Raw genomic sequence first — 24582 nt, 5'->3', positions numbered from 1 at the left:
GCTAAGGCCTCAACCACAACCGCCCACGCCCGAGGCGCAGCCGGCCCTCGGCCTGCGCCGCCTGCAGCAGTTCATTGGTGGTCTGGCGTGACAGGTGCGCCAGCCGCGCCAGTTCGGTCTGCGTGGCAGGCACTTCCAGCCAGCCCCCGTCATCCCGCCGGCCGCGCTCGCGGGCGATCTGGGCCAGCGCCAGCGCGAAGCGTTCCGCCGCCCCCTGGTGACGGGCGGCCTGCAGCAGCCGCAGCGTGCCGTCGTGTCGGTGCGCGAACTCGGCCAGCAGCGCCCGCGCAAAACCGGGCACCTCGTCCATCAGCCGCACATACGCCTCGCGGCCGATCACCAGCACCTCGCTGGCGCCTCGCGCGACCGCCTCGTAGCCGGCCGGTTGCCCGGCCGCGAACGCAGCCAGGCCGAACAGCCGCGGCGATCCGATGTTTTCCAGGACCGACACGGTGCCGTCCACGCCGGCGAAGCGCGCCTCGATCTCGCCGGCCGCGACCGCGTAGAAAGCACTGGTGCGCTGCCCCTGCACAAACAGACTGCGGCCATCGCCCAGCCGCCGACGCGGGATGACGAGCCCGGCCGGCAGCTCAATGCCGGGGAAAAGCGCGTCGAAGACGCACTGCAAGGCCGGATCGGAGCTCATCCGGCATTGTCGGCTGGCCGACACAAGCCGGCGCCGTGGCTGCCTATGCTGGAGCACATGGACACCGATTCTCAAGAAAGAACCCTGCTGCGCCGCTTCGGCCGCGACGAGTGCACGCAGGAACCTCTGTACGCCGCACTGTGCGTCGCAGCAGCCGAGAACGACCCCGCTGTCGCGCTGCTGGCCGAGGCGCCCCCGGAGCAGCGCAAGGTCAACCTGCTGCTGGCGGCGCTGCACGAACGTGTGCTGGCCGGCGCCGCGCCGGAGCTGGCGGCGTATTACTCCAGCGCCGGCGGCACGCGTGCGCCCGATGCCGGTCTGGCCGACGCGCTCAACGCCTGCCTGCGGCACGAGTGGGTCAGGTTGGTCGAGCACATGCGCCATCGCGCGACACAGACCAACGAGGTCGCCCGCTGCGCTGCCATCTGGGCTGCGCTGGGCGCCGTGGCCGCCGCGACCGGTGCCGGCGAGCTGGCCTTGCTGGACCTGGGTTGCAGCGCCGGGCTGAACCTGGGCGTGGACCGCTACGCGCTGCGCTACCGCCGCGACGACGGCCGCTGGCACGCGCGCGGCGCCGCCCGCGACGGCCGGGTCGCCGACATCGAGTCGCTGTGGCTGGGCGACGCCCCCTTGCCCGAAGCGGCGGCGTGGCGCCTGGCGCAGCGCGACGGACTGGACCCCGCGCCCATTGCCGTCAGCGACGCGGATGGCTTGCGCTGGCTGCAGGCCTGCCTGTGGCCGCACGACGCGCGCCGCCGCGAGCGGCTGGCGCGTGCGGCGGCGCAGCTGCAAACGCTGCCGGTCACGCTGACGGCCGCCGACGACTGCATCGCCGCCATCGAACCCTGGCTGCGCGGCCTGCCGGCCGGCGTGCAGCCGGTGCTGCTGACCAGCTGGGTGCTGTACTACTTCAACGCGGCCGATGTGGTGCGGCTGCGCGCCGAGGTGGACCGGCTGGGCCTGCCCTGGATCTGCGGCGAACTGCCCGCCTTGAGCGCCGAGCGCTGCCCCGTGCCGCCGCCGCCCGCATTGCCCGCGGGCGAGTCCGCCGCATCGGCGACGCTGTGGACGTTGCGGCATCGCGAACAGGAGTGCCACCTCGCCTGGAGCCACCCCCACGGCCGTTGGATTCATTGGCTCGGATAATCCGCGCTCCCAAAGGAGTCCGCCCCATGTTCCAGCACGTCGACGCCTACGCTGGCGATCCCATCCTGAGCCTCAACGAGGCCTTCCAGAAGGATCCCCGCGCCGACAAGATCAACCTGTCCATCGGCATCTACTTCGACAACGACGGCCGCATCCCCATGCTGCCGTCGGTGCGCGCCGCCGAACTGGCCGTGGTCGAGGCTGCTGGCGCCCGGCCCTATCTGCCGATGGAGGGCGCTGCCAACTTCCGCAGCGCCGTGCAGGAGCTGCTGTTCGGCACCGGCCATCCCGCCATCGCGGCCGGCCGCATCGCCACCATCCAGGGCGTGGGCTCCAGCGGCGGCCTCAAGGTGGGCGCCGATCTGTTGAAGCGTTACTTCCCGGACAGCAAGATCTACCTGTCCGACCCGACCTGGGACAACCACCGCGCCGTGTTCGAAGGCTCCGGCCACGTCTGCGAGACCTATCCCTACTACGACGCCGCGACCGGCGGCGTGCGCTTCGACGACCTGCTGGCCTTCTTCGAGCAGCTGCCAACGCGCAGCGTGGTGCTGATGCATGCCTGCTGCCACAACCCCACCGGCGTGGACCTGACGGCCGACCAGTGGCGCGCGCTGGTGCCCGTCATGCGCGAGCGCGAGCTGCTGCCCTTCCTGGACCTGGCCTACCAGGGCTATGGTGACGGCATCGAGGAAGACGCATTCGCCGTGCGCCTGCTGGCCGACGAGGGCATCAGCTTCCTGATCGCCAACAGCTTCTCCAAGAGCATGAGCCTGTACGGCGAGCGCTGCGGCGCGCTCAGCGTGGTCTGCCCCAACGCTGCCCAGGCGGCACTGGTGCTGGGCCAGCTGAAGTTCATGATCCGCCGCAACTACTCCAACCCGCCCATGCACGGCGGCCAGGTGGTGGCCAAGGTATTGACGGACCCGAAGCTGCGTGGAATGTGGGAGGCCGAGGTCAAGGAGATGCGCGAGCGCATCCAGGCCATGCGCAAGCAGTTGCACGGCGTGCTGGTCGCCAAGCTGCCGGGTCGCAACTTCGACTACTTCCTGACCCAGCGCGGCATGTTCAGCTATACAGGCCTGACGGAGTCCCAAGCCGAGCGGCTGAAGGCCGAGTTCGGCGTCTACATCCTGCGCTCGGGCCGCATGTGTGTGGCGGGGTTGAACACCCGCAACGTGGAGGCCACGGCCGCGGCGTTCGCCGCGGTGCTGGGCGCTTGAGCCCCTGGCGCACGCTGGCTGCCTGCGCACTGGCGGCGCTGGCGCCCGCGACACTGGCCGCTCCCACGGTCGAGCGCATCACGTGGCTCAGTGGCGACACGCTGGTACAGCGCGACGGCGGCCGGGCCGAGCGGCCATCGGACCGCCTGATCAACTGGCTGTCCACAAGCATGGCCGGCGTGCAGCACCAGCGCCTGGTGGCAAACGCCAAGCGCAGCTGGATGCTGATCGAGGCCGGCGAGCAGGTCTGCCACGCCAGCGCCGTGCGCCTGCCCGAGCGCGAGCGCCTGGCTCACTTCAGCAACACCTGGCTGATGCCGCCGATGCAGCTGGTGGTGCCGCAGGCCCGACGCGCCGAACTGCCCCTGGACGCGTCTGGTCAGGTGGACCTGGCCGCGCTGCTGGCCGACCCGCAGTGGCGCGGCCTGCTGGTGGACGGCCGCAGCTACGGTCCGCAGATCGACGCGCAGCTGGCGCAGGTCGAGGGCTCGGAGCGGCTGCAGCGGGTCACGTCGGGGGACTTCGGCAGCAACATCCTGCCCATGCTGTTGCGAGGCAGCGCGGACTTCGCCTTCGAGTTTCCTAACGTGCTGGCCGCGCTGGCCCGGCTGCAGCCCGATGTGGAGCGGCTCGCAACGCTGCCCATCCGCGGCGCGGCGGAGCCCGTGCCCAGCGGCGTGGCCTGCCCGCGCACGCCATGGGGCCTGGCGGCGGTGCGGATGGTCGACCACGCGCTGGGCACCCCCGCTGGCGCGACCATGCTCCGCGAGGGGCTGATGCTGCAGCTGTCGCCCGACGCGCAGCGCCAGTACCGCAGCCAACTGGACAGCTTTTTCCAGCGCCGCGCCAGGCCCACGCCCGGCCTCTGACCATAACGCCCGGTGATGGGCCAAGACGCCGCTTTCATTGGCAGCGGGTCCTGAGCGTCACTACCCTGCCGGCCAGTACAAAGGGTCCAGGGCAGGATGAAGCATTGCGTGGTGATCGGCGGCGGCGTGGTGGGCCTCACCACCGCCTGGGCGCTGCTTGAACGCGGCCACGCGGTGACGTTGCTGGAACGCGACGACAGCGTTGCCCAGGGCGCCAGCCGCGCCAACGGCGGCCAGCTCAGCTACCGCTACGTGTCGCCGCTGGCCGACGCCGGCGTGCCGCTGAAGGCCCTGCGCTGGCTGCTGGATCCCGACGGCCCGCTGCGCTTCAAGCCCGAAGCGAGCTGGGCGCAGTGGTCCTGGCTGCTGGCCTTCCTGCGCAACTGCCGCGGCCCGGTTAACGGCCGCACCACCGAACGGCTGCTGGCGCTGGGTGCCTACAGCCAGGCGAGCTTCGGCCAGTTGGTGGCCCAGGCCGGGCTGGACGAGCGCATCGCGCTGCGTTCGCCCGGCAAGCTGGTGGTCTACCGAGACGTCTCCGAGTTCGCCCGCGTCGCCGCGCGCAAGAACGGCGGCGGCGCCGAGCGGGCGCTGTCGCACGACGAATGCGTCGCGCTTGAACCCGCGCTGGCCCACACCGAGGTTCCGCTGGCCGGCGGCATCTTCACGCCGGGCGAGGCGGTGGCGGACTGCCATGCCTTCTGCCAGGACCTGTTCGCGCGGCTGCAGGCGCATGCCGGCTTCAAGGGCTGGCTGCTGGCGCGCGTGGACGGGCTGCTGACCGGCACGCGCGGCGACGTCATCGGTGTGCGCACGACGGGCGGCGACGTGACAGCCGACGCGGTGCTGCTCGCTGCCGGCCTGCACAGCCGTGCGCTGGCCGCCACCGTGGGCGTGCAGCTGCCGCTGTACCCGCTGAAAGGCTACAGCCTGACGGCGCCCATCACCGAGGGACACCGCCCGCCCGAGGTCAGCGTGACCGACTTCGAGAAGAAGATCCTGTACGCCCGTATCGGCACCGATCTGCGCGTGGCCGCGATGGTGGACCTGGTGGGCGAAGACCTCGGCCTGGACGCCGACCGGCTGGCCTCGCTGCAGCGCTCGGTGCGCGCCACCTTCCCCCACGCGGCCGACTACGACCGCGCCACGCCCTGGGCCGGGCTGCGCCCCGCCACGCCCAGCGGCGCGCCCATCGTCGGCGCCAGCGGCGTGCCCGGCCTGTGGCTCAACGTGGGCCATGGCGCGCTGGGCTTCACTTTCTCGTTCGCGACGGCCAATATCGTGGCCGAGCTGATCAGTGGCCGCACCAGCCCGCTGCCGCTGGACGGTCTGACCCTGTGATGACACCCGACACGCTGGCCCACGCGCTGCGCGACGCGGTGCTGGCCCGGCGCTTCGAGGCCACACCTGACTCGCTGCAACACGGCGCGCCGCTTGGCGTCATGCCCAGCATCGATCTGGCCGTGGCCGTGTTCCCGCGCGGCGGTGCGACGCCGGTGGCGGCCAACGTGCTGTTTTCGCGCGAGCACCCGCAGGGGCTGGTGGCGCGCTTCGACGCCGATTTCGGCCCGGTCAACAACATCGCCTTCCACGCCGACGTGCGCGACGCCAACGGCGACTCCTTCGCCTGGCTGCCGGATGCGGACTGGTCGCGCATCGCCTTCCCGGCGTGGTTCGGCAGCGGCCCGCGCTTCGTCGCGCCGTATCCGGCCTCGCTGCTGAAAATGATGGTGACCGTGGGCCTGGGCCTGCTGGTGGACGGCGGCCGCAGCGACTGGGCGCTGCCACTGACTTACCAGGGCGAGACCCGGCCCGTGGGCGACTGGCTGTTCGACATGATCACCGTCAGCAGCAACGAGGCGACCTCGGCGCTGGTGGCGCACCTGCATGCACGCGGTGCCATCCGTCGAGATTCGCGCCGCGACGGCGACCGCGAGGTGCACAACGAAATACACGCGCTGTTCGCCACGCATGTGCTGCCCGGGTTGATGATCGCCAACACCCGGGCCGACGGCGGCTGGGGCAACGGCGCGGGCTCGGGCGTGGGCCAGATCCAGATGACCGCCTGGGACGCGCTGCGGCTGATGTGGCGGCTGGATGCCGATGCACCGCCGCGCCCCCCACTCGTCAGTCCCGCCAGCCGCGACGTGATCCGCCGCGCGCTGGACGCGCAGAAGCTGCACCACAACCTCAGCAGCGAGTCGCTGCGCTCGCTGCCCGGCTGGGTGCCGGGCATCCCGACCCCTCCTGCGACCTTCGCGCACAAGACCGGCAACACGCAGAACTACACCAGCGACGCCGGCATCGTGCACGACGGCGACCTGCACTACCTGATCGCCCTCACGACCAGCCTGGGCAGCCGCTACGCGCCGCACCCCGACGCTTCCACCACTTGGCAGGTGCCGGCGCTGGGCGCGGCCGTGCATGCATGGCTGAAGGCCAATTGCTGATCCCGCCGCTGCGCCCCGGTGCCGGCATCGCCGTCATCGCACCGGCCGGCCCGCCCCAGCCAGGGCGCCTGGAGCCGGTCGAAGGCTGGCTGCGCGAGCGCGGCTACGCACCCGCGCTGCTGCCCAGCTGCTTCGGGCCGCCCCCGCTGCCGTTCCTGGCCGCGTCCGACGCCGTGCGCCTGGCCGACGTGCACACGGCCTTCGCCGACCCGCGCTTTGATGCCGTGCTGGCGCTGCGCGGCGGCTCGGGCTGCATCCGGCTGCTGGACGGCATCGACGGGGACCTGCTGGCCGCCAGCCGCAAACTGCTGATCGGCTACAGCGACCTGACCGTGCTGCATGCGCTGCGCGACCGTGCGGGCATCCCGTCGCTGCATGCGCCCATGCCGGCCAGCGACTGGGGCCTGCCCGGCGCACAACCCGACACCGACGCGCTGTTCGACCGGCTGGCCCGCGGGTGGCGCGCTGGCGACCTGGTGGGCCACGTGGCACCGCAGGCCGCGCACCCGCTGACGCACGGCGGAGCCGCGCGCGGCCGGCTCATCGGCGGCAACCTGGCGATGTTCTGCGCGCTGCTGGGCACGCGCTACCTGCCCGACGTGGACGGCGCGCTGCTGTTCATCGAGGACATCAGCGAGGAACCCTACCGTGTCGACCGCATGCTGACGCAGCTGCGGTTAAGCCGCGTGCTGGACCGCATCGCCGGCCTGCTGGTCGGCAGCTTCAGCGGCGCCGAGAGCCCCGATGCCGTGCTGGCCGACCACCTGCCCCGGCTGCGCTGCCCGGTGCTCGCCGGCTGGCCGACCGGCCACGGCCAGCCCAACCGGCCGCTGCCGCTGGGCGTGATGGCCCAGATGGACGCCGCGGCCGGCAAGTTGACGCTGGGCTAATCCCGTACAAAAAACAGCCTCGCGGTGCGAGGCTGTGAAGGCCGGCCACCACAAGGCTCGCCGGCAGGGAGTCACGAAGTTCAGAACATGCGGTACTCGACACGCAGCGTGTAGGCACGGCCACGCGGGTCGGCTACTCGGGGCTCCCAGCTGGAGCCGGCGCCCGTGTTGGTGTCGTAGGTGACGCTAAACGGCGGGTCGACATTCAGAAGGTTCTTGACGCCGGCCGTGATGGTCATGTTCTTGATGCCGGTGTAACCGACGCTGGTGTTGATGACAGAGTACGCCGACACGCGCGGGTTCCAGTTGCTGGGCTTGACAGTGCCATTGGCCACGCCGGGCAGCACGAAGTCCTGGTAGCCGGTGCGGTAGACGTTCTGCACCGCCAGCACCCAGTCGCCTTGGGTGCGCGTCAGCGAGGCGGTGTGCTTCCAGCGTACGCCCAGGTCGCCCGAGCGCGTGAAGCGGCCTACTTCGCTGCTGCCCATCGGCGCGCTGGGCACGATGCGAGATTTTTTGTCCAGCAGGTAGGACAGGTCGAAGCCCGCCGTCCAGGCGGCACCCGCGGCATTGAACGCGCCTTTCAGGCCGAACTCCAGTCCCTTGGTGATGGTCTCGCCCGCGTTCACCCAGCGGGTGTCGACGGCAGTGATCCGGCCGGCGGAGTCGCGTTCGAAATTGCCCTGGAAGAACTGATAGTTGTCGGCGAGGGTTGTGAGGCCGAAGGAGTAGATGGTGCCGGTGCGCTCCACCGACCACCAGTCGAGGTTGGCGACCAGGTCCTTGTTCGGCTGGAACACGACGCCCGCGCTGTACATCTTGGCCTCTTCCGGGCTCAGCGTGGACTTGCCGCCGAACAGCACGTTGAAGTCGCGAACGCTTGAGCAACCCGGCGCGGTGGACACGGTGCGCGACGGGCAGGTGGCGGGGTCGGTGAAATCGGCGCCGACAAACTGGCTCTGCGTCACCGGGTCGAACATCTGCTTGAAAGTCGGCACTCGGAAGCCGGTGCTGTACGCGCCGCGGATCAGCACTTGCTCAATGGGGTTGTAGCGCAGCGAGATCTTGGGGTTGGTGCTGGCGCCGAAGCCGGTGTATTCGTCGCGGCGGATGGCGCCGGTGATCTCCAGATCCTTCATGACCGGCACGGCCACTTCGGCGTACACCGCCTTGATGGTGCGCTTGAGCGTGCCGGCCGTGGCCAGCGCGTTGTCAAACGGCACGTTGAAGATCAACGCCTCACGGGTGTTGGCGTCGGGGCGCTGGTCGCCGTCGAACTTGTATTTCTCGGTGCGCGAGTCCACGCCGAAGGCGGCCATGACCTGGCCTGCCGGCAGCTTGAACAGCGGACCGGTCACGGTGGCATCGGCCTGCTGCATCTCGAACTTGCCGCCGTACAGCGTGACGCCTTCGGCCGAGATGTCGTCCAGTGCCTTCATGGCCTCGGGCGTCTGCGTCAGCGAGAACGGGTTCAGCACGCCAGTGTTGATGAGGTTGGCGAACGGCACCCAGTAGTGGTAACCGGTGCCCACGGTGGAGCTGCCCTTGCTCTGGGCGCGCGAGAAGCCGACCTTGTAGTCCCAGTCGGTCAGGAAAGGCAGCGGGCCGTCAGCACCGATCAGCACGCGGGCGGTGTCGGCCACTGTGTCGATCTCGCGGTTGCCACAGGGCATGCAGCGCCAGCGGAAGGCCATGCCCAGCCCGCGGTTGCCGGCCAGTTCGGGGAAGGACCGCGCCAGCGCATCGAAGACCTGGGTGTAGCCGGCGCCGGTGCTGGGGTAACGCAGGTCGCGGAAGGGGCTGGGCGTCGACTGTCCGTTGGGCAGGGCGGTGTTGGCCGTGTTGGTGCCGCTGGTGATCTGGTTGGGCGAGAAGCTCTTGGTTGACTCGGCTCGACCCAACACGGCCTCGCCGAACACGCGGTGATCACCGAACTGGCCGGTCAGACGGCTGACAAGGTTGGTGTTCTTTATGGGCTGCTGGATGACGGCGGCGCGGCCGGTGTCCCAGGCGCAGCCGTACTTGGAGGCTGCTGTGGCCCACAGCGCTTCTTGATAGGGGCTCTGGCCGTCCACCGACGAGCAACCGGCACCACCGGGCAGATCCAGCACATTGATGCCGTTGACGCGCAACGCCGGGTTGGCGAAGTCCACCGGGCCGGCGGTGTTGTTGCGCGTGCCGTTGGGCATGGTCACGGTCAGCGCGTTCTCGCGCGTGCCGGCTACGCCGAACAGCGTTGCGATCGGCGTGCCGCGCGTGTCGGGCGCCAGGCCGCGGTCGGGCTGGTAGGTGTTGACGAAGTCGCGCTGGTCGCCGCGCAGCACCTTGTTGTCGCGCACCGACAGCGAGGTCAGGAAGTTGAAGCCTTGCGTCTCCAGGTTGCCGAAGCCGGCCGTCACGGCCACGCCGTAGATCTCGCCGCCCTTCTCTTGCGGAATGTCGGCCAGCGCGTTGATCGTCACCCCGCTGTAGTTCTGGCGCAGGATGAAGTTGATGACGCCACCGATGGCGTCAGTGCCGTAGATGGCCGAGGCGCCGTCTTTCAGGATCTCGACGCGTTCGATGGCGGCGAACGGGATCTGGTTCAGGTCCACCGTGCCGCCGTTCAGGCCGTGGGCCGCCACGCGTCGGCCGTTCAGCAGGATCAGCGTCGCGTTACTGCCCTGGCCGCGCAGGTTGGCGCTGGAGGCGCCATTGTTGCCGCGCGAGGCACCGTCCACCACGTCGGCATTGCCGGCCAGGTTGTCCAGGCCGTTGCCGTTGATGTTGAGGTCCATGATGAGCTGCTCGGCCGACGCGATGCCGGCCCGCTCCATGTCACGGCGGCTGATGACCTGCACCGGCAGCGCGCCCTCGTCACGGATGCGCTTGATGCTGGAGCCCGTCACCTCCACGCGCTCCAGCCGCTTGCCACCGTCGCCATCACTCTGCGCCAGCGCCACGCCGGCATGCGCCGCCAGACCGATCACCGCGAGCTGACCCACCAGACGATTCAACTTCATCAACGACTCCTGTTATGCATTCGACTTACGGCGATGTTGACGGGCGCACGCGGGCCCGCCCAGGGGGCGGCACCCCAGGTGTTGCGCGCCGTTCAATGAATGCTTGTGCGCGGCGCATAACCTGCGGGAATGTATGGTGGAGCGAAAGCACGCGCGCGGTGCAACGCGGCCCCTCTACAGTGCCGACAGCCCCGTTTGCGGAGATTTGCATGCGATTGATCACCGAGGCGCAGGTCGCCACCGTCCTCCACCCCAACGTTGCCCGCGAAGCGCTGCGCGCCGCCTTCGCCCAGCACGGCCGTGGCCAGGCTCAGGTGCTGGCGCGGCATCGCGCGACCGGCACGCTGGACGGCGCGTCGCTCGCCATCAGCGCGATGGGCGCCATCCTCGATGCCGATGGCGAATTGCCGGCGGTGCTGGGCACCAAGGTCTACTCCGCGCGCAACGGCAAGTACCACTTCCTCGTCAGCCTGTTCTCGGCCGCCACCGGCGAGGCGCTCGCGACGCTGGAGGCCAACGAATTCACGCGGCTGCGCACGGCCGCGGCCACGGCCGTCGCTGCCGACCTGCTGGCGCTGCCCAATGCCAAGACGCTGGCCGTCTTCGGCGCCGGCATCCAGGCCCGCGCGCATGCCGAGGCGCTGGCGCGCGTGCGCCGCTTCGAGCGCATCCTCGTCTGCGCGCGCAGCGGCTCGCAAGCCATGGCGCGCGAACTGGGTGAACAGCTGAACCTGACCGTGCGTGCGGTCGATGCCCCCGAGGCGGCGGCGCAGGCCGACGTCATCGTCACCGCCACGCGCGCAGCCACGCCGCTGTTCGACGGTGCGCTCGTCAAGCCCGGCGCCTTCGTCGCCGCCGTGGGCTCCAGCACCGCCAAGGCCCGCGAGCTGGACGACGCGCTGCTGGGCCGCGCGTCGCTGGTGGCCGTGGAATGGCTCACCGCCGCGCAGCAGGAAGCCGGCGACATCGTCCAGGCCGCGCCCGGCGTCATCGCGCCGGAGCGGCTGGTCGAGCTCGGCACGCTGATCGTCAATCCGCGCCCGCGCGGCCCGCAGGACATCGTCGTCTACAAAAGCGTGGGCATCGGGCTGGAAGACGTGGCGCTGGCCCGGCTCGTGGCCCACCGCCTGGGCGCGTGCTGATGCGTGTCGCGCTGTTCACCGCCGCGCTGCTGCTGACCGGCTGCGCGACCGTTGCCCCCTTGCCCGAGCCGGTGCAGGCCGTGCTGGCGCAGCAAGGCCTGCCTGCCGACAGCCTGGGCTTCGTGCTGCAACCGCTGGACGGCTCGCGCGCCGCGCTGACGCGCCGTGCGGACGACCCGATGGCGCCGGCGTCGACGATGAAGCTCGTCACCGCCACCGTGGCGCTGGACAGGCTGGGCACCAACCATCGGGGCCGCACCGAGCTGCTGGCTGCGGCCTCACCGGTGGACGGTGTCATCACCGGCCCGCTGATCCTGCGCGGCGGCGCCGACCCCGACCTGGACTGGCCCGCGCTATGGTGGCTGCTGCGCCAGCTGCGCGACAGCGGCGTTCGCGACATCCGCGGCGGCCTGGTGGTGGACCGCACGCTGTTCAACCCGACGCGCTTCGACGTGGGCCTGCCGCCGTTCGACGACGCACCCGAGTTCCCCTACAACGTGATCCCCGACGCGCTGCACCTGAACGGCAGCCTGCTGGACTACGAGCTGCAAGCCACCGCCACCGGCGTCACCGCGCGCAGCGTGCCGGCACTGGCCGGGCTGACGCTGGACGCCGGCGCGATGACGCCGTCCACCACGCGGGCCTGCAAGGACTGGAGCAACGACTGGAAGACCGCCGTGCCGCAGCCGCGCGCCGGCGGCCTGACGCTGCAATTTAACGGCGCCTTCCCCGCCGACTGCCGCCAGCGCGCCACGCTGCAACTGGTGGACCGCCAATGGCTGACGGCGCAGGCCGTGCGCCAGTTCTGGGCCGAGCTGGGCGGCACGATGGCGGCGGGCGACACGGAAGCCGCCGCGCCCGCCGGCGCCGTCGTGCTTGCCATGCACCGCGGCCGGCCGCTGGCCGAGGTGCTGCGCGGCGTCATGAAGAGCAGCGACAACGCGCTGACGCGGCTGATCTACCTGCAGCTGGGCGCGCAGGCCGCACAGCCCGGCGAGCCGACGCGCGCGGCGGCCGAGCGCGTGGTGCGCGACTGGTTCAAGGCGCAGCGCATCGACGACCGCGGCCTGGTGCTGGACAACGGCTCGGGCCTGTCGCGCAGCGAGCGCATCAGCCCCGCGCAACTGGCCGGCCTGCTGCGCGTGAGCCAGCGCGGCGCGCAGGCGCCCGAGCTGCTGGCCGCGCTGCCGGTGGCCGGGCTGGACGGCACGATGACGCGCCGCCTGAAGGACAGCCCCGCCGCCGGCCAGGCGCGGCTCAAGACCGGCACGCTGCGCGATGCCGTGGGCCTGGCCGGCCTGGTGCCCGACGCCAACGGCAAGCCCTGGGTGTTCGTCGCGCTGCTGAACGACCCACAGGCATCTGCCAAGGGCCGGCCGGTGCTAGACGCGCTGGTGGACTGGGTGGCGCGGCAGCGCTGAAGGCGGTTGTATTGTGCGGTGCAGCAATACAATGCACGCGTGAACTCCTCAGCGGCTCGACGTCAGCGTGAAGGCGACTGCACCGTGTGCGGCGGCGATGCCGCGCGCCAACGCAGCTTCGTGCTGAAGCGCGCCGACCGCAGCGCGCAGAGTCGGCAATCGGGCTGCTCGCGCCTGGCGCCGCCCTAGCGCACCCCTCCCGCGCCCGCAGTTCCATGCCGGTTCGCTCAGGGCCGGCGCCTTTGCCCGCACCCGTCCAGGAGCCTCGCCGTCCGCGAGGCCGGCTTGCCATGTCCCAGCATCCCCACCCCTTCCGCGCCGAATGGGCGCCCAGCATCCCGCGCGAACTGATGGCCGGCGCGGTCGCCACGTTCGCCCTCATCCCCGAGGTCATCGCGTTCTCGTTCGTCGCGGGCGTGGACCCGGCGGTGGGCCTGTTCGCGTCGTTCGTCATCAGCATCGTCATCGCGTTCACGGGCGGAAGGCCGGCCATGGTGTCGGCCGCGGCCGGCTCGGTGGCGCTGGTGGCCGCGCCACTGGTGCAGTCGCACGGGCTGCAGTACCTGCTGGCCGCCGGGCTGCTGGCCGGAGCCATGCAGCTGCTGTTCGGCTGGCTGCGGCTGGGCGTGCTGCTGCGCTACGTGTCCGGCTCGGTGCGCACCGGCTTTGTCAACGCGCTGGCGATCTTGATTTTCTCGGCGCAGCTGCCGCACCTGATCGGCGCCAATGGCGCGACCTGGGCAATGCTTGCGGCTGGCCTGGTGGTCATCTACGGCCTGCCACGGCTGACCACCGCCGTGCCGTCGCCGCTGGTCTGCATCGTCGTGCTGACCGTGGTGGCGCAGGGGCTGGACCTGCCCGTGAAGACCGTGGCCGACCTGGGCGCGCTGCCCGACGGTCTGCCCGCGTTCGGCCTGCCGCAGGTGCCGCTGTCGCTGCAGACCCTGCAGCTCATCGCGCTGCCGGCGCTGGCCATCGCGATGGTCGGGCTGCTGGAGTCGCTGATGACGGCCAGCGTCGTCGACGAGCTGACCGACACGCCCAGCAACAAGAACCGCGAGTGCAGCGGCCTGGGTGCGGCCAACATGGCGGCCAGCCTGTTCGGCGGCATCGCGGGCTGCGGCATGATCGGCCAGACGGTCGGCAACGTCCGCTACGGCGGGCGCGGCCGGCTGTCCACGCTGTTCGCCGGCGCGTTTTTGCTCATACTGATGGTGCTGCTGAAGCCCTGGGTGTCGCTGGTGCCGGTGGCGGCGCTGGTGGCCATCATGGTGATGGTGTCGGCCTCGACGCTGGACTGGGGCTCGGCTCGCGCGCTGCTGAAGCACCCCAAGCTATCCAGCGCGGTGATGGTGGCGACTGTCATCGTCACGGTCGCCACCGACAACCTCGCGGCCGGCGTCGCGGTCGGCGTGCTGCTCAGCGGCGTGTTCTTCACGGCCAAGGTGTCGCGGCTGCTGGCGATCGAGCAGCACGGCGACCAGCTGCTGACGTACCGCGTGTCGGGCCAGGTGTTCTTCGCATCGGCCGACCTGCTGGTCGACGCCTTCGACGTGCGCGACATCGAGGGCAGGCCCGTGCGAATCGACCTCACGGCCGCGCACTTCTGGGACATCACGGCTGTGAACGCGCTGGACATGGTCTGCCAGCGTCTGCGCAAGCACGGCAGCACTGTGGAGGTCGTCGGCCTGAACGCGCACAGCCGCGCACTGGTCGACAAGCTGGACCTGGGCATCGAGTAGCGCAGCGCGCGCGACAGGCCGTCCGGCGTGGCGTCAGGCCACTGCGGGCGCTAGCAGGCGGATCGTCCCCGCGTCCGCGTCCATCTCGGCCGGCGCGCCGACTGGCACGGTCATCTTGCGCTTGATGTGGCCGATGGCCGCGCCGCGGTACACGGGGATGTTCAACGGCAGGAAGTAGTCGTCGAACACCTCGTCCAGCGTCAGACTGCCATAGCCGTCGCCGGGCTCGCACTTGGTGAAGCGACCCAGCACCACGCCGGCCAGCTGGTCCAAGGCGCCGGTCAGGCGCAGCGTGGAGAGGCAGCGGTCGATGCGGTAGATGTACTCGTTGATGTCTTCGAGGAAGAGGATCGCGCCGCGGCAGTCCGGGAAATAGGGCGTGCCGGCCAGCGAAGCCAGCACCGTCAGGTTGCCGCCCACCAGCCGGCCTTGCGCCTTGCCGGCGCGCACGGTGGTGATGCGCTCCTCGCGCACGACAACGTCGTCACCCGGCTTCACGACCGGGTTGCGCAGCACGGCGGCCTCGGCGTTCATCGCGATCGACTTGAAGCTCTGCACCGAGTAGTCGTTCCATTCCGACACGGCAACCGGGCTGTGGAAGGCGACGAGGCCGGTCTGCCGGTGCATCGCGTTGACCAGGCTGGTCAGGTCGCTGAAGCCGCCGAAGAACTTCGGCTTGCGGCGGATCAGCGCGTAGTCCAGCTTGTCGACGATGCGGTTGCAGCCGGAGCCGCCGGTCATCGCGAGGATGCCGGCCACCGAGTCATCCGCGAACATCGCGTTCACGTCGGCGGCGCGCTGCGCGTCGGTGCCGGCAAACGGGCCCCGCCGCGCGGCGATGTGCTCGCCCAGCTTGACCTTGAAGCCCAGCGCCTGCAGCGCCTCGACGGCGATCTTCAGCGGCTCGCGCTCGAAGGTGGCATTGGCCGGGCTGATCAGGCCCAGCGTGTCGCCGGCCTTCAGCCGGGGCGGGCGCAGCGGCCCGGGGGCGGCGGTGGCGGTGGCCTGCGCACTGGCGAGCAGGCCCGAGGCGGCAGCGCCCAGTTGCAGAAGTTCGCGGCGGGACGGGGTCATGTCGTGATCGCGCTGTCGAGGTGCGAGGCATTGTGTGCGCTGCACGGCGCCCGGGCACGCCTTGGGCTCCAATGCGCCCATGACCAATGATCTGCCTCCCATGCCTTCCATCAACCCCGGCCGCTACCGCCACTACAAGGGCGGCGAGTACGAGGTGCTGTCCACCGCCCGTCACAGCGAGACGCTGGAGGTCGTGGTGGTCTACCGGCCGCTCTACAACGACAGCGGCTGGTGGGTGCGGCCGCACGACATGTTCACCGGCACGCTGGTCGTGGACGGCGTCGAGCGTCCGCGCTTCGAACGAATCGGCTGAACGCGCCGATACGATGACTGCCGGGAGGTCGGTCCGATGCATGAAGAAGGCCCACAGGCGCCGGTGACGAAGGAGGACAATTGGCTGCGCCAGGGCGCTCGGTTGCTGGTGCTGCAGGCGCCGCGCCCGCAGGGGGCGGCAGCCACGCCGCTGACGCTCGCGGTGCTGGTCGCCCTCACGCTGGCCGGCGCCGTGGCCGTGCAGCGGGTGATGATGGACGGCGAACCCATGCTGCTGTGGCGCAACCTGCTGCGCGGCTGGATCGATGCCGCGCTGACCGCCTGGCTGTGCTGGATCGTGGCGAGGTCCGCCGCTGCCGCTGGACGCGCTGCACCGGGTGTGGCGACGCTGCTGGCGCTGCTGTGGAGCGCGCACCTGCTGCTGCTCGGCATCGACGGCGCTGCCATGCTGGCGTTGCGCGCGACGCTGGGCCCGGTGGACGCCTGGCCCGAAAGCGTCTACTGGACCTCCTGGCTGCTGATGATGGGCTGGGCAGGCCTGGTTCAGATCGCGCTGCTGTGGCGCGTGGCGGCCGGCGGCCTGGCGCGCGCGGCCGTGCTGCTCGTGACAGCGTTGACGCTGTTCATCGGCGGCTGGCTGGCGCCGACGACGTACTGGTGGTCCGAGTGGACCGCCGAAGCAGGGAACGATGCTCAGGCCTATGCCGGTCTGCCGCTGACCGACGAGGTCGTCGCCACCCAGCCGCAACTGCTGGCGCGGGCGCTGGACGGCCTGCAACCACCAGCACCGGGCCGCGTGAACCTGTACGCACTGACCTACGCGCCGTACGCGTCGGAGGACGTCTTCATGCGCGAGAGCGCCGTCGTTGCGAAGACGATGCGCGAGCGCTTCGGCGCCGACGGGCGGACGGTCGAACTGGTCATGAACCCGGCCACCGTGACGACGCTGCCCTGGGCCACACCGCTGAACCTGCGCCAGGCCATCGCGCGGGTCGCGGCGGTGATGGACCGCGACCGCGACGTGGTGTTCCTGCACCTGACCTCGCACGGCGGCGCCGACGGCCAACTGGCAACGGAAACGTCGCCGCTGCAGACCGAGCCGATGACGCCCGAGCTGCTGAAGCGCTGGCTGGACGAGTCCGGCGTGCGCTGGCGCGTGGTGTCGGTGTCGGCCTGCTACTCGGGCAGCTGGGTCGCGCCGCTGGCCGACAACGACACCCTGGTGATGACGGCAGCCGATGCCGAGCACACTTCCTACGGTTGCGGCAAACGCTCCGAGCTGACCTTCTTCGGGCGGGCGATGTACGAGGAGGAACTGCGCAAGACGCTGTCGTTCACGGCGGCGCATGCCGCTGCGCGCCAGGTCATCGACGTGCGCGAGCAGGCCGCGGGCAAGAGCGATGGCTATTCGAATCCGCAGATCAGCGAGGGCGCGGGCATTGCCTCGGTGCTGCAGCGTCTGCAGCACGAACTCGAAGACACCCGATGAGCGGTGGCGCCACGGGCATCCCGGTCGCGATAACCTCCGGCACCATGGTGGATCCAGTTTGTGAGTTCATGCGCTTCAGCGCCCCCGACCCGCAGGCGCACGCCATCGGCATGGCCGCGCTGCGCGATCAGCTGCAGCAAGCCGTGCAGGCGGGCGACACGCTGGCCATCGTTGATCACGCGGCGGACCTTGCCGGCATGCTCACCACGGCCCGCCAGGAGCGCGAGGCGCTGGACTTGTTGCGCCGGCACGCCGACGCGGCGGGGGCACTGCCGCACGCGGAGCCGGCGGGCTGGTACTGGAGTGCCTACGCCACGGCGCTGCAGTACACCGGCCAGCGGCTGGAGGCGGACCGCTACTTCGCCGAGGCGCTGGCGCTGAGCGTCGCCGCGACCTGGACAAGACTGCAGGCGATGGTGCTGCACCACTGGGGTCGCAACTTGGCAGAGCAGCGGCGCTTCGCGGAAGCCGAGGCGCGCATCACCGAGGCGCTGGCGCTGCGCGTGCAGATGAACCACCCGCTGCAGCAATCGTCACGGCTCGCGCTGGAACGGCTGACGGCGCTGCGCGGCGATGCAGCGTGAGCCTGACCGGGCGGCGGGCGGCGGGCGGCGGGCGGCGGGCGGCGGGCGGCGGGCGAGGATTACAGCACCCGTGGCAGATCCCGCCTGACCGCCACGCGGTCGCCGTAGTCGAAGTGCCACCACTCGGTGGTGATGCCGTGGAAGCCCGCCTCGCGCATCGCCGCGCGAAGCCAGCCGCGTTCCATCAGGTGCTGCGCCGTCAGCGCACCCAGGGCCAGGTGCTCGGCCTCGTGGTCGGGGTGGGAGGCCAGGGTCATCTCGTCGAAGCCGCTGCCCATGTCGACCTCGCGGCCCTGCGGGTCCAGCAGCGTCAGGTCCACGGCCATGCCGTAGCTGTGGATGGAGCCGCGCTCGGGGTGGGCAAGGTACATGGTCAGCGGCGTGCCCTGCAGCTCGTCCCACAGGCGCTGCTGCACGCGTTGGGGGCGCAGCGCGTCCAGCACCAGCAGGCGGTAGCCGGGGCGGCGCTCGGCGAGCCAGGCGGCGGCGGCTTCGAGCGCGTCGGCGGCTTCGCGGCGCAGCCAGTGGCAGTCGATGCCGGCGTAGACCGGGTGACCGACGAAGTTGTCGTCGGTCGCGTAGCGCAGGTCCACGGCGATGCCGTGCCGCAGCGTGTCCAGCCGCCGGAAGTCCGGGTGGCCGGCAATGTCTTCGATGGGAACGTGGTTCAAGGCAGTCGGGACAGGTGCTCGTGCGCCGCCGCGGTGATGAACTTGACGAGACGGCGCGAGGCCTGGCCCAGCGGCGCGCTGGCCGCGCTGAGCAGGTACAGGTGCACGGGCACGCCGGGCGCCAGCGCGCGCACGCGCACCTTGGCCGTGTTGGCACTGGCGGCGGTGAAGGGGTCCACCAGCGTCATGCCCACGCCGGCCTCGACGAGCGCACGGGCCAGTTGGTAGGTCTGCACGGTGATGCGGCTGGCCAGCGGCAGGCCCAGTGCCTCGCCCGCGTGGTGCAGCAGGCCGGCCAGTGGGTCGTCGCTCTGCAGGCCCACGATCTCGGTGCGGATGCCAGCGAGGTCCAGCGGCCCCTGGCCCTCGGCCTCGGTGCTGCCCAGCGGGCACAACGCCATCATGGCGCCGCTGGCGATGACCTCGGCCTTGATGCCGGGGTGGCGCGGGTCCTGCAGCGATAAGGCCAGGTCGGCCTCGCCGAGCAGCAGTGCCGACACGATCTCGCGCGTGTGGTGCGTGGCCAGCGAGCAACTGGCGTTGGGAAAAGCCTTGCACCACGGCGTCATCGCGGCCGGCACGATGGCCGTGGCCAGCGCGGGCGTGGCCACCAGCCGCACCTGCTCGGCCTCACCACTCTTCAGGTTGGCGGCCAGGCGGCGGATACCCACCAGGTCGCGGTTCAGCTTGTCGATCTCGACGAACAGGCGCTGCGCCTCGGGCGTCGGGTAGAGCTTGCCGCGCACACGGTCGAACAGCGCCATGCCCAGCTGCAGTTCGCAGTGCTGCAGCACCTTGGTCACGGCGGGCTGCGAAATGTGCAGCAGCTGCGCGGCACCGCTGATGGTGCCGGCCTGCATGATGGCGTGGAAGACCTCGATATGGCGAAGTCTCATTTCCTGTAGACCCCTTCGAAGTCCACGGAACCGTTGGGCGCCATCTTGAAGCCCACCACGTCTTTGCGGATAGGGATGTAGACGGTGGAGTGCGCCATCGTGATCCAGGGGCGCTCGCGCTTGAAGATCTCCTGCGCTTTCTCGTACATGGCCAGGCGCTTGGCCTGGTCGGGCGTGGCGCGGGCCTCGTCGATGAGCTTCTCAAACTCGGCATTGCAGAACTTGATGCCGCTCTTGTTGGCCGCGCAGCTGAGGTTGGGGGTCAGGAAGTCGTCGGCGTCGCCGGTCTCGCCGCTCCAGCCGCTCATGTAGACGTTGTGCTCGCCGTTGTTGGCACGCTTCAGGTACTCGCCCCATTCGTAGGTCTTGATGTTGGCCTTGACGCCGATCTTGGACCAGTCCTGCTGGATGAGCTGCGCCATCAGCTGGCCATTGGGATTGGTGGGCCGCTGCACCGGCAGCGCCCACAGATCGATCTCGAAACCCTTGGGGAAGCCGGCCTTGGCCAGCAGTGCCTTGGCCTTTGCGGGGTCGAACTCGTTCTTCAGCTTCTTGTTGTAGCCAGGGACGGCGGGCGGGAAGGCGCTGACGGCCTGCATCGCGTCGCCGCGCGGGAACAGCGCCTTGAAGATGGCATTGCGGTCGATGGCGATGTCCAGCGCCTCGCGCACCTCGCGCTTGTCGGTGGGCGGCTTCTTCAGGTTGAAGCTCAGGTAGGAGATGTTCAGCGCCTGGATCTTCTGGATGCTGACGTTGGCGTTGCCGGCCAGCGAGCCCACGTCCACGTCACGCAGCGCGGCGGCCACGTGGCATTCGCCCGCAGCGACCTTCTGCACGCGCACATTGGGCTCACGGCTGATGCTGAAGACGAGGTGGGTGGTGGGCTGTTTGCCGCCCCAGTAGTCGGGGTTGGCCGTCATGCGCAGCACGTCGTCCTTGGCATAGCTCTTGAACATGAACGGCCCGGTGCCGACCGGCTGCACGTTGATCTGGCTCGCCTTGCCGGCCTTCAGCAGCTGCGCGGCGTACTCCGCCGACTGGATTCCCGCCCAGGCGAACGCGAAGTTCGAGACGAATGTCACATTGGGCTGGTGGAGTCTGAAACGAACTGTACGGTCGTCGATCTTGTCGATGCCTGCGATCAGCTTGGCCAGTCCCAGGTTCTGCGGATAGATGAAATTGGCGGCAAATGCCTTGTTGAAGGGAATGTTTGGATCGATGAAGCGGCTGAATGTGAACACGACATCTTCGGCATTCAGGGGCCGGCTGGGCTTGAACCACGGGGTGGACTGGAACTTCACCCCTTCGCGCAGCTTGAAGGTCACGCTCTTCGCGTCCGGCGAAATTTCCCAACTGGTCGCCAGCTTGGGCACCAGCTCGGTGGTGGGCCGCTTGAAGCCCAGCAACCCGTCGAACATCTGCGCGCTGACGATGTTGGTGCTGGCACTGTCCCACATCCCGGGGTCGAAACCTTCCGGGCTGGCGTCGGCGCAGTAGACCAGCGGCTTGCCCTGGGCCAGGACGATGGGGCTGGCGGCCAGGACCAGCGCGGACAGCAGCAGGGATTGCAGAGGCTTCATCACAGAAGAAATCAGAGCGCGCGCGAACGCGAAGAAGTTGGCAATGTTGAAAGCTGAGGGCTACAACGACAAGAAGGGTCAAAATGCCCTGCCATAACGCAAACTTATACCTTGGCCCATTCGCCACCGTAACGTTTGGCCACGGGATGTGTAACGGCTGCACCCAGAATGCCAGTCTTCTCTGCCCGCACCCCGCGGCGTCCTTCAAGGAAGCCGCAAAGGACTGTTTCGCCATGACCGACCCGCAACGCCGCAAATTCCTCCAGGTTTCCGCCCTCGTGAGCAGTGGCCTGCCGTTGGTGGGCTGCGGCGGCGGGTCATCTGGCGCTGAGGCCGCGACGGCTGAGGCTGCCGCCGCGCCCAAGCCGCCGGTGCCTCCACCGTCGCCCACGCCGCCGTCACCGCCCCCGCCGCCCCCGCCGCCCCCCGCGCCGCCCCCGTCACCGGTGACCGGCGTGTCCGCCGCAGTGCTGGGTTTTTCCACGGGCACCATGCAATTCAGCCTGGTCAGCCCGCGTGCCCAGACCCGGGCGCCGTTCTGCCTGGGTTTCGCCTTCAAGCGCGGCGACATCCCGGCCGGCTCGAGCGTGGCCGGCAGCGTCGGCGCGCTGCAGGTCACGCCGCGGACGACCTGGCCCGACGGCTCGCTGCGGTTCGCGCAGCTGGCCGGTCTGGCCGACGTCAGCGCCAACACGCCGCTGACGGTTCGCCTGCGTCGCGCCGACGCCGCTGCTGCTGGCTCCGCGCTTGGCGTGGCCGATCTGAAGAAGACCGGTGTGACGGCCGAGGTCGCCGCCTCGGGCCTGGGCACGGCCAGTTTCGGCAACACCGAATGGGACGCACCGTTCCAGACCTGGATCACCGGCCCGCAGATGTCATCGTGGGTCTACCGCAAACCCCTGGGCAGCGACGCTCACCTGGTCGCCTGGCTGGAGGTGCGCCTGTTCGCCAACGGCGCCGTGGAAGTGCTGCCCTGGGTAGAGAACGGCTATCTGATGGTGGCGGACCCGACCAACAAATCGGCCACCTACAGTTTCAAGCTGAGCAGCAGCGAACGCTTCTCCGCCGCCATCGACCTGCCGCACCACTGCCGCACGCCGCTGATCAGCGGTCCGGCGCTTTCGTACTGGCTGGGCGAGGACCCTGCCATCACACCGCGCCATGACGTGGCCTACCTGCAGGCCACCGAACAGGTGCCGACGTACAGCGCGCGGGTCGATTCAACCTCCTCCGCCGCCAAACGCCTGGTGGAAACGTACACGCCCCTGGACAAGGCGAATTTCATGTACCAGGGCGACTCCATGACGGGAGGCGGTTACCAGGAGTCCATCGGTCTGCTGCCCGAGCACGACGTGCTGTACCTGACCTGCGACACCCCCGCAGCGTATGGCGCGGTCGTACGGACCGGCTTCGCCGCAGGCCGCTACAGCATCCACTACCGCGACGAAAAGACCCAGCGGCCGCTGCGCTTCTCTCAGTACCCGAACCTGGTGCTGCCCAACGGCAGCCCGGTGCGTGACGTGGGAGGCTCGACGCGCAACCAGTACACGCCCAAGGGAACCGGCAAGATCCCCCCGATCTGGGACGCCGCCCACGCACCGTCGGTGGGTTACATGGCCTACCTGCTGACCGGCCGCTGGTATTTCATGGAACAGGTGCAGTTCGCTGCCACGCTGGACTACCTGGGCAAGGGCGACAACAACGTGCTGCGCGTCGGTTCCAAGGGTTTGGTCCGCCCGTGCTTTGGCGCGTGGCAGACGCGCGCCTGCGCTTGGCAGTGGCGCACGCTGGCGCAGGCGCTGGCCGTCACGCCGGACAGCGACACGGCGCTGCGCAACGAGTTCGTCGACTGCGTGCACCACAACGCAGACGACCTGCACGGCACCTACGTCGCCCAGCCCAACAACCCCTTCGGCTGGATCCAGCCTGGCGAGGGTTACACCAACAATATGCAGTTCGGCGCCCCGTGGCAGCAGGATTTTGTGACCGCCGCCTTCGGCTACTCGCTGGGCTTGGGCCTGCCGATTTCCGCAGCCGCAGCGGCCAAGCTGGAAGCCTTCTTTCACTGGAAGGCACGCAGCGCGGTCATGCGACTGGGAACGAGCAGCGGTTTCTGGTACGTCAACGGCGCGCCCTACACGATGAGCATCACCAATGCCGGCGTACCCGACTTCGCCGGCGGCAAGGGCCCGTGGCTGGCTGACGATGCGGCGGTGTACGCCGCCACCTACGCGTCCAAGCCCAGCTGGTTCGGCACCGCCGAGGGCAAGCTGGCCGCCGAGATCCTACCGGGCGACCGGGCGCACTGGGCCAACCTGATGACAGCGATGGCCTATGCCGTGCGTTACGGCGTCAAGGGCGCCGGTGCGGCCTACCAGCGCGTGACCAGCGCCAGCAACTACGCAGCGCTGCGCGATGCCTACAACGTCGCGCCCGTCTGGTCGGTCGTTCCCGCCCGCGCGCTGCCCGCCTGGCTGGCCGACAAGCCGCTGAACACGTGGTTCGAGATCCCTGGCACGTCCGGTGCCGGCGGGTCCGCCGTCGATGCCTACAGCGGCATGGCCATCGAAGAGCGCACCAGCGAGATCCTGATCGCTGCGGCCGGTGGGCACAACGATTCCTACGACAACCGCGTCGTCTCCATCAACCTGTCGTCCGACACGCCGGCGTGGCAGCAGCGAATGGCTCCCAGCGTCACCGTGGCCACCAACGTGGCCTACTACGCGGACGGCAAGCCGGCTTCGCGCCACCTCTACAGCTCGCTGCATTTCGTACCGCAGGTGAACCGGCTGATGCTGTTCGGCCTCCGAGCAGCCTGGGGGGCCGCGCACAACTTCGGCAAGGTCGACGCGTTCAACCTCGACACCAACACCTGGGACCCGCCGGGGACGTTCGCCGACATGCCGGCCGGCTATTACGGCTCGGCGCAAGTCCGGTCAACCGGCGAGATCATCAGTTCACAACTGAAGAAATGGTCGCCGGTCGACCGCAAGTGGACCGACGTCGTCTCGAACCCGCTGGGTGACTCGGTGCGGTGGCCCATCGCCGCAGACGCCCGCCGCGGCCAGCTGTTCTGCATGCAATGGGGCGACGGACAAGGCTTCGACCCGCAGCGCATGATGGCCAGCCGTGTCCCTCTGGGAAGCAATCAGCAGATCGCGGTCAGCTTCAACCCCAGCACCGCGCTGACCCAGTGGCTGGCCGAGAAGCCGACGTACGCCGCCATGGAGTACGACCCCGACCACGACCGGTTCATCTTCTACAGTGGCATCGGAGCCGCCGCGGGTCAGTTCTATGTCGTCAAACCCAACGACGGCAACACCTGGGACATGAGTCTGCTGACCACCGGCACGGGCAGCGTGAAGATCGCCGCCACGCCGGACGCCGGCATCCAGAACCGCCTGCGCTACGTGCCCGCCCTGCGCGGCTTCGTGCTGTTGGCTCGTTCCAGCGCCAACCTGTACTTCCTGCGCACGGCCTGACA

General features: G+C 69.8%; 19 protein-coding genes. 13 read left to right on the top strand and 6 right to left on the bottom strand.

From position 1 onward, the window contains the following. Position 1: 1 nt before the first annotated feature. Positions 2-646, bottom strand: a complete 645-nt coding sequence (locus ACG02S_RS02045; RefSeq protein ID WP_394468771.1) for a Crp/Fnr family transcriptional regulator — start codon at positions 644-646, stop codon at positions 2-4. Positions 647-703: 57 nt separating this feature from the next. Here ACG02S_RS02045 and ACG02S_RS02040 point away from each other — a divergent pair, with 57 nt between their 5' ends. The 6 genes from ACG02S_RS02040 to ACG02S_RS02015 all read left to right on the top strand — a co-directional run bounded on the left by ACG02S_RS02040 (position 704) and on the right by ACG02S_RS02015 (position 7224). Next, positions 704-1792 (top strand): DUF2332 family protein, encoded by a 1089-nt coding sequence (locus ACG02S_RS02040; protein ID WP_394468770.1) that lies wholly within the window; start codon positions 704-706, stop codon positions 1790-1792. Positions 1793-1818: 26 nt separating this feature from the next. Then, positions 1819-3015 (top strand): amino acid aminotransferase, encoded by a 1197-nt coding sequence (locus ACG02S_RS02035; RefSeq protein WP_394468769.1) that lies wholly within the window; start codon positions 1819-1821, stop codon positions 3013-3015. Next, the gene (locus tag ACG02S_RS02030; RefSeq protein ID WP_394468768.1) at positions 3012-3884 is read left to right on the top strand and encodes a hypothetical protein; all 873 of its coding nucleotides are present in this window, start codon (positions 3012-3014) and stop codon (positions 3882-3884) included. Before ACG02S_RS02035 ends, ACG02S_RS02030 begins: the two co-directional genes overlap by 4 nt. 96 nt (positions 3885-3980) lie before the next feature. Beyond that, positions 3981-5225, top strand: a complete 1245-nt coding sequence (locus ACG02S_RS02025) for a D-amino acid dehydrogenase (RefSeq protein ID WP_394468767.1) — start codon at positions 3981-3983, stop codon at positions 5223-5225. Beyond that, a complete protein-coding gene (locus tag ACG02S_RS02020) occupies positions 5225-6334 on the top strand; it encodes a serine hydrolase (RefSeq protein WP_394468766.1) in 1110 nt (369 codons plus the stop codon). The genes ACG02S_RS02025 and ACG02S_RS02020 overlap by 1 nt, the downstream gene beginning before the upstream one ends. Beyond that, positions 6313-7224, top strand: a complete 912-nt coding sequence (locus ACG02S_RS02015) for a S66 peptidase family protein (RefSeq protein WP_394468765.1) — start codon at positions 6313-6315, stop codon at positions 7222-7224. Before ACG02S_RS02020 ends, ACG02S_RS02015 begins: the two co-directional genes overlap by 22 nt. Positions 7225-7304: 80 nt before the next feature. On the opposite strand, the gene ACG02S_RS02010 is transcribed toward ACG02S_RS02015, so the two are convergent. Further along, complete coding sequence (locus ACG02S_RS02010) at positions 7305-10226, bottom strand: TonB-dependent receptor domain-containing protein (protein WP_394468764.1); 2922 nt, start codon at positions 10224-10226, stop codon at positions 7305-7307. Between the two features lie 209 nt (positions 10227-10435). On the opposite strand from ACG02S_RS02010, the gene ACG02S_RS02005 reads away from it, so the two are divergent. From ACG02S_RS02005 to ACG02S_RS01995, 3 genes are all read left to right on the top strand, one after another. After that, positions 10436-11368 (top strand): ornithine cyclodeaminase family protein, encoded by a 933-nt coding sequence (locus ACG02S_RS02005; protein ID WP_394468763.1) that lies wholly within the window; start codon positions 10436-10438, stop codon positions 11366-11368. Continuing rightward, a complete protein-coding gene (dacB, locus tag ACG02S_RS02000) occupies positions 11368-12789 on the top strand; it encodes a D-alanyl-D-alanine carboxypeptidase/D-alanyl-D-alanine endopeptidase (protein WP_394469296.1) in 1422 nt (473 codons plus the stop codon). The genes ACG02S_RS02005 and dacB overlap by 1 nt, the downstream gene beginning before the upstream one ends. Positions 12790-13079: 290 nt before the next feature. Further along, on the top strand, positions 13080-14531 hold the full coding sequence (locus ACG02S_RS01995; protein WP_394468762.1) for a SulP family inorganic anion transporter: 1452 nt from the start codon (positions 13080-13082) through the stop codon (positions 14529-14531). Positions 14532-14564: 33 nt separating this feature from the next. On the opposite strand, the gene ACG02S_RS01990 is transcribed toward ACG02S_RS01995, so the two are convergent. Continuing rightward, positions 14565-15605 (bottom strand): S66 peptidase family protein, encoded by a 1041-nt coding sequence (locus tag ACG02S_RS01990; protein ID WP_394468761.1) that lies wholly within the window; start codon positions 15603-15605, stop codon positions 14565-14567. A gap of 100 nt (positions 15606-15705) precedes the next feature. Here ACG02S_RS01990 and ACG02S_RS01985 point away from each other — a divergent pair, with 100 nt between their 5' ends. The 3 genes from ACG02S_RS01985 (at position 15706) to ACG02S_RS01975 (ending at position 17951) form a co-directional block, all read left to right on the top strand. Next, positions 15706-15918 carry a DUF1653 domain-containing protein gene (locus ACG02S_RS01985; RefSeq protein ID WP_394468760.1) on the top strand — a complete coding sequence of 71 codons (213 nt, stop codon included), beginning with the start codon at positions 15706-15708 and terminating at the stop codon, positions 15916-15918. Between the two features lie 36 nt (positions 15919-15954). Further along, on the top strand, positions 15955-17367 hold the full coding sequence (locus tag ACG02S_RS01980; RefSeq protein ID WP_394468759.1) for a C13 family peptidase: 1413 nt from the start codon (positions 15955-15957) through the stop codon (positions 17365-17367). 68 nt (positions 17368-17435) lie between these two features. Further along, entirely contained in the window at positions 17436-17951 is a 516-nt protein-coding gene (locus ACG02S_RS01975) for a tetratricopeptide repeat protein (RefSeq protein WP_394468758.1), read from the top strand. A gap of 59 nt (positions 17952-18010) precedes the next feature. Here the strand turns inward: ACG02S_RS01975 and ACG02S_RS01970 are convergent, their stop codons facing one another. From ACG02S_RS01970 to ACG02S_RS01960, 3 genes are read right to left on the bottom strand one after another with little or no spacing between them, the layout of a single operon-like run. Beyond that, positions 18011-18622 (bottom strand): M15 family metallopeptidase, encoded by a 612-nt coding sequence (locus ACG02S_RS01970; RefSeq protein ID WP_394468757.1) that lies wholly within the window; start codon positions 18620-18622, stop codon positions 18011-18013. Further along, the gene (locus ACG02S_RS01965; protein WP_394468756.1) at positions 18619-19518 is read right to left on the bottom strand and encodes a LysR family transcriptional regulator; all 900 of its coding nucleotides are present in this window, start codon (positions 19516-19518) and stop codon (positions 18619-18621) included. Before ACG02S_RS01965 ends, ACG02S_RS01970 begins: the two co-directional genes overlap by 4 nt. Continuing rightward, positions 19515-21098 carry an ABC transporter substrate-binding protein gene (locus ACG02S_RS01960; RefSeq protein ID WP_394468755.1) on the bottom strand — a complete coding sequence of 528 codons (1584 nt, stop codon included), beginning with the start codon at positions 21096-21098 and terminating at the stop codon, positions 19515-19517. Before ACG02S_RS01960 ends, ACG02S_RS01965 begins: the two co-directional genes overlap by 4 nt. 491 nt (positions 21099-21589) lie before the next feature. Here ACG02S_RS01960 and ACG02S_RS01955 point away from each other — a divergent pair, with 491 nt between their 5' ends. Continuing rightward, on the top strand, positions 21590-24580 hold the full coding sequence (locus ACG02S_RS01955) for a hypothetical protein (RefSeq protein WP_394468754.1): 2991 nt from the start codon (positions 21590-21592) through the stop codon (positions 24578-24580). Positions 24581-24582: the final 2 nt, after the last annotated feature.

This window comes from Pelomonas dachongensis, from assembly GCF_043555865.1.
Classification (GTDB): Bacteria; Pseudomonadota; Gammaproteobacteria; order Burkholderiales; family Burkholderiaceae_C; genus Pelomonas; species Pelomonas dachongensis.
The sequence above is the reverse complement of the archived record's forward strand: the minus strand, read 5'-3'. Positions and strand labels throughout refer to the sequence as shown.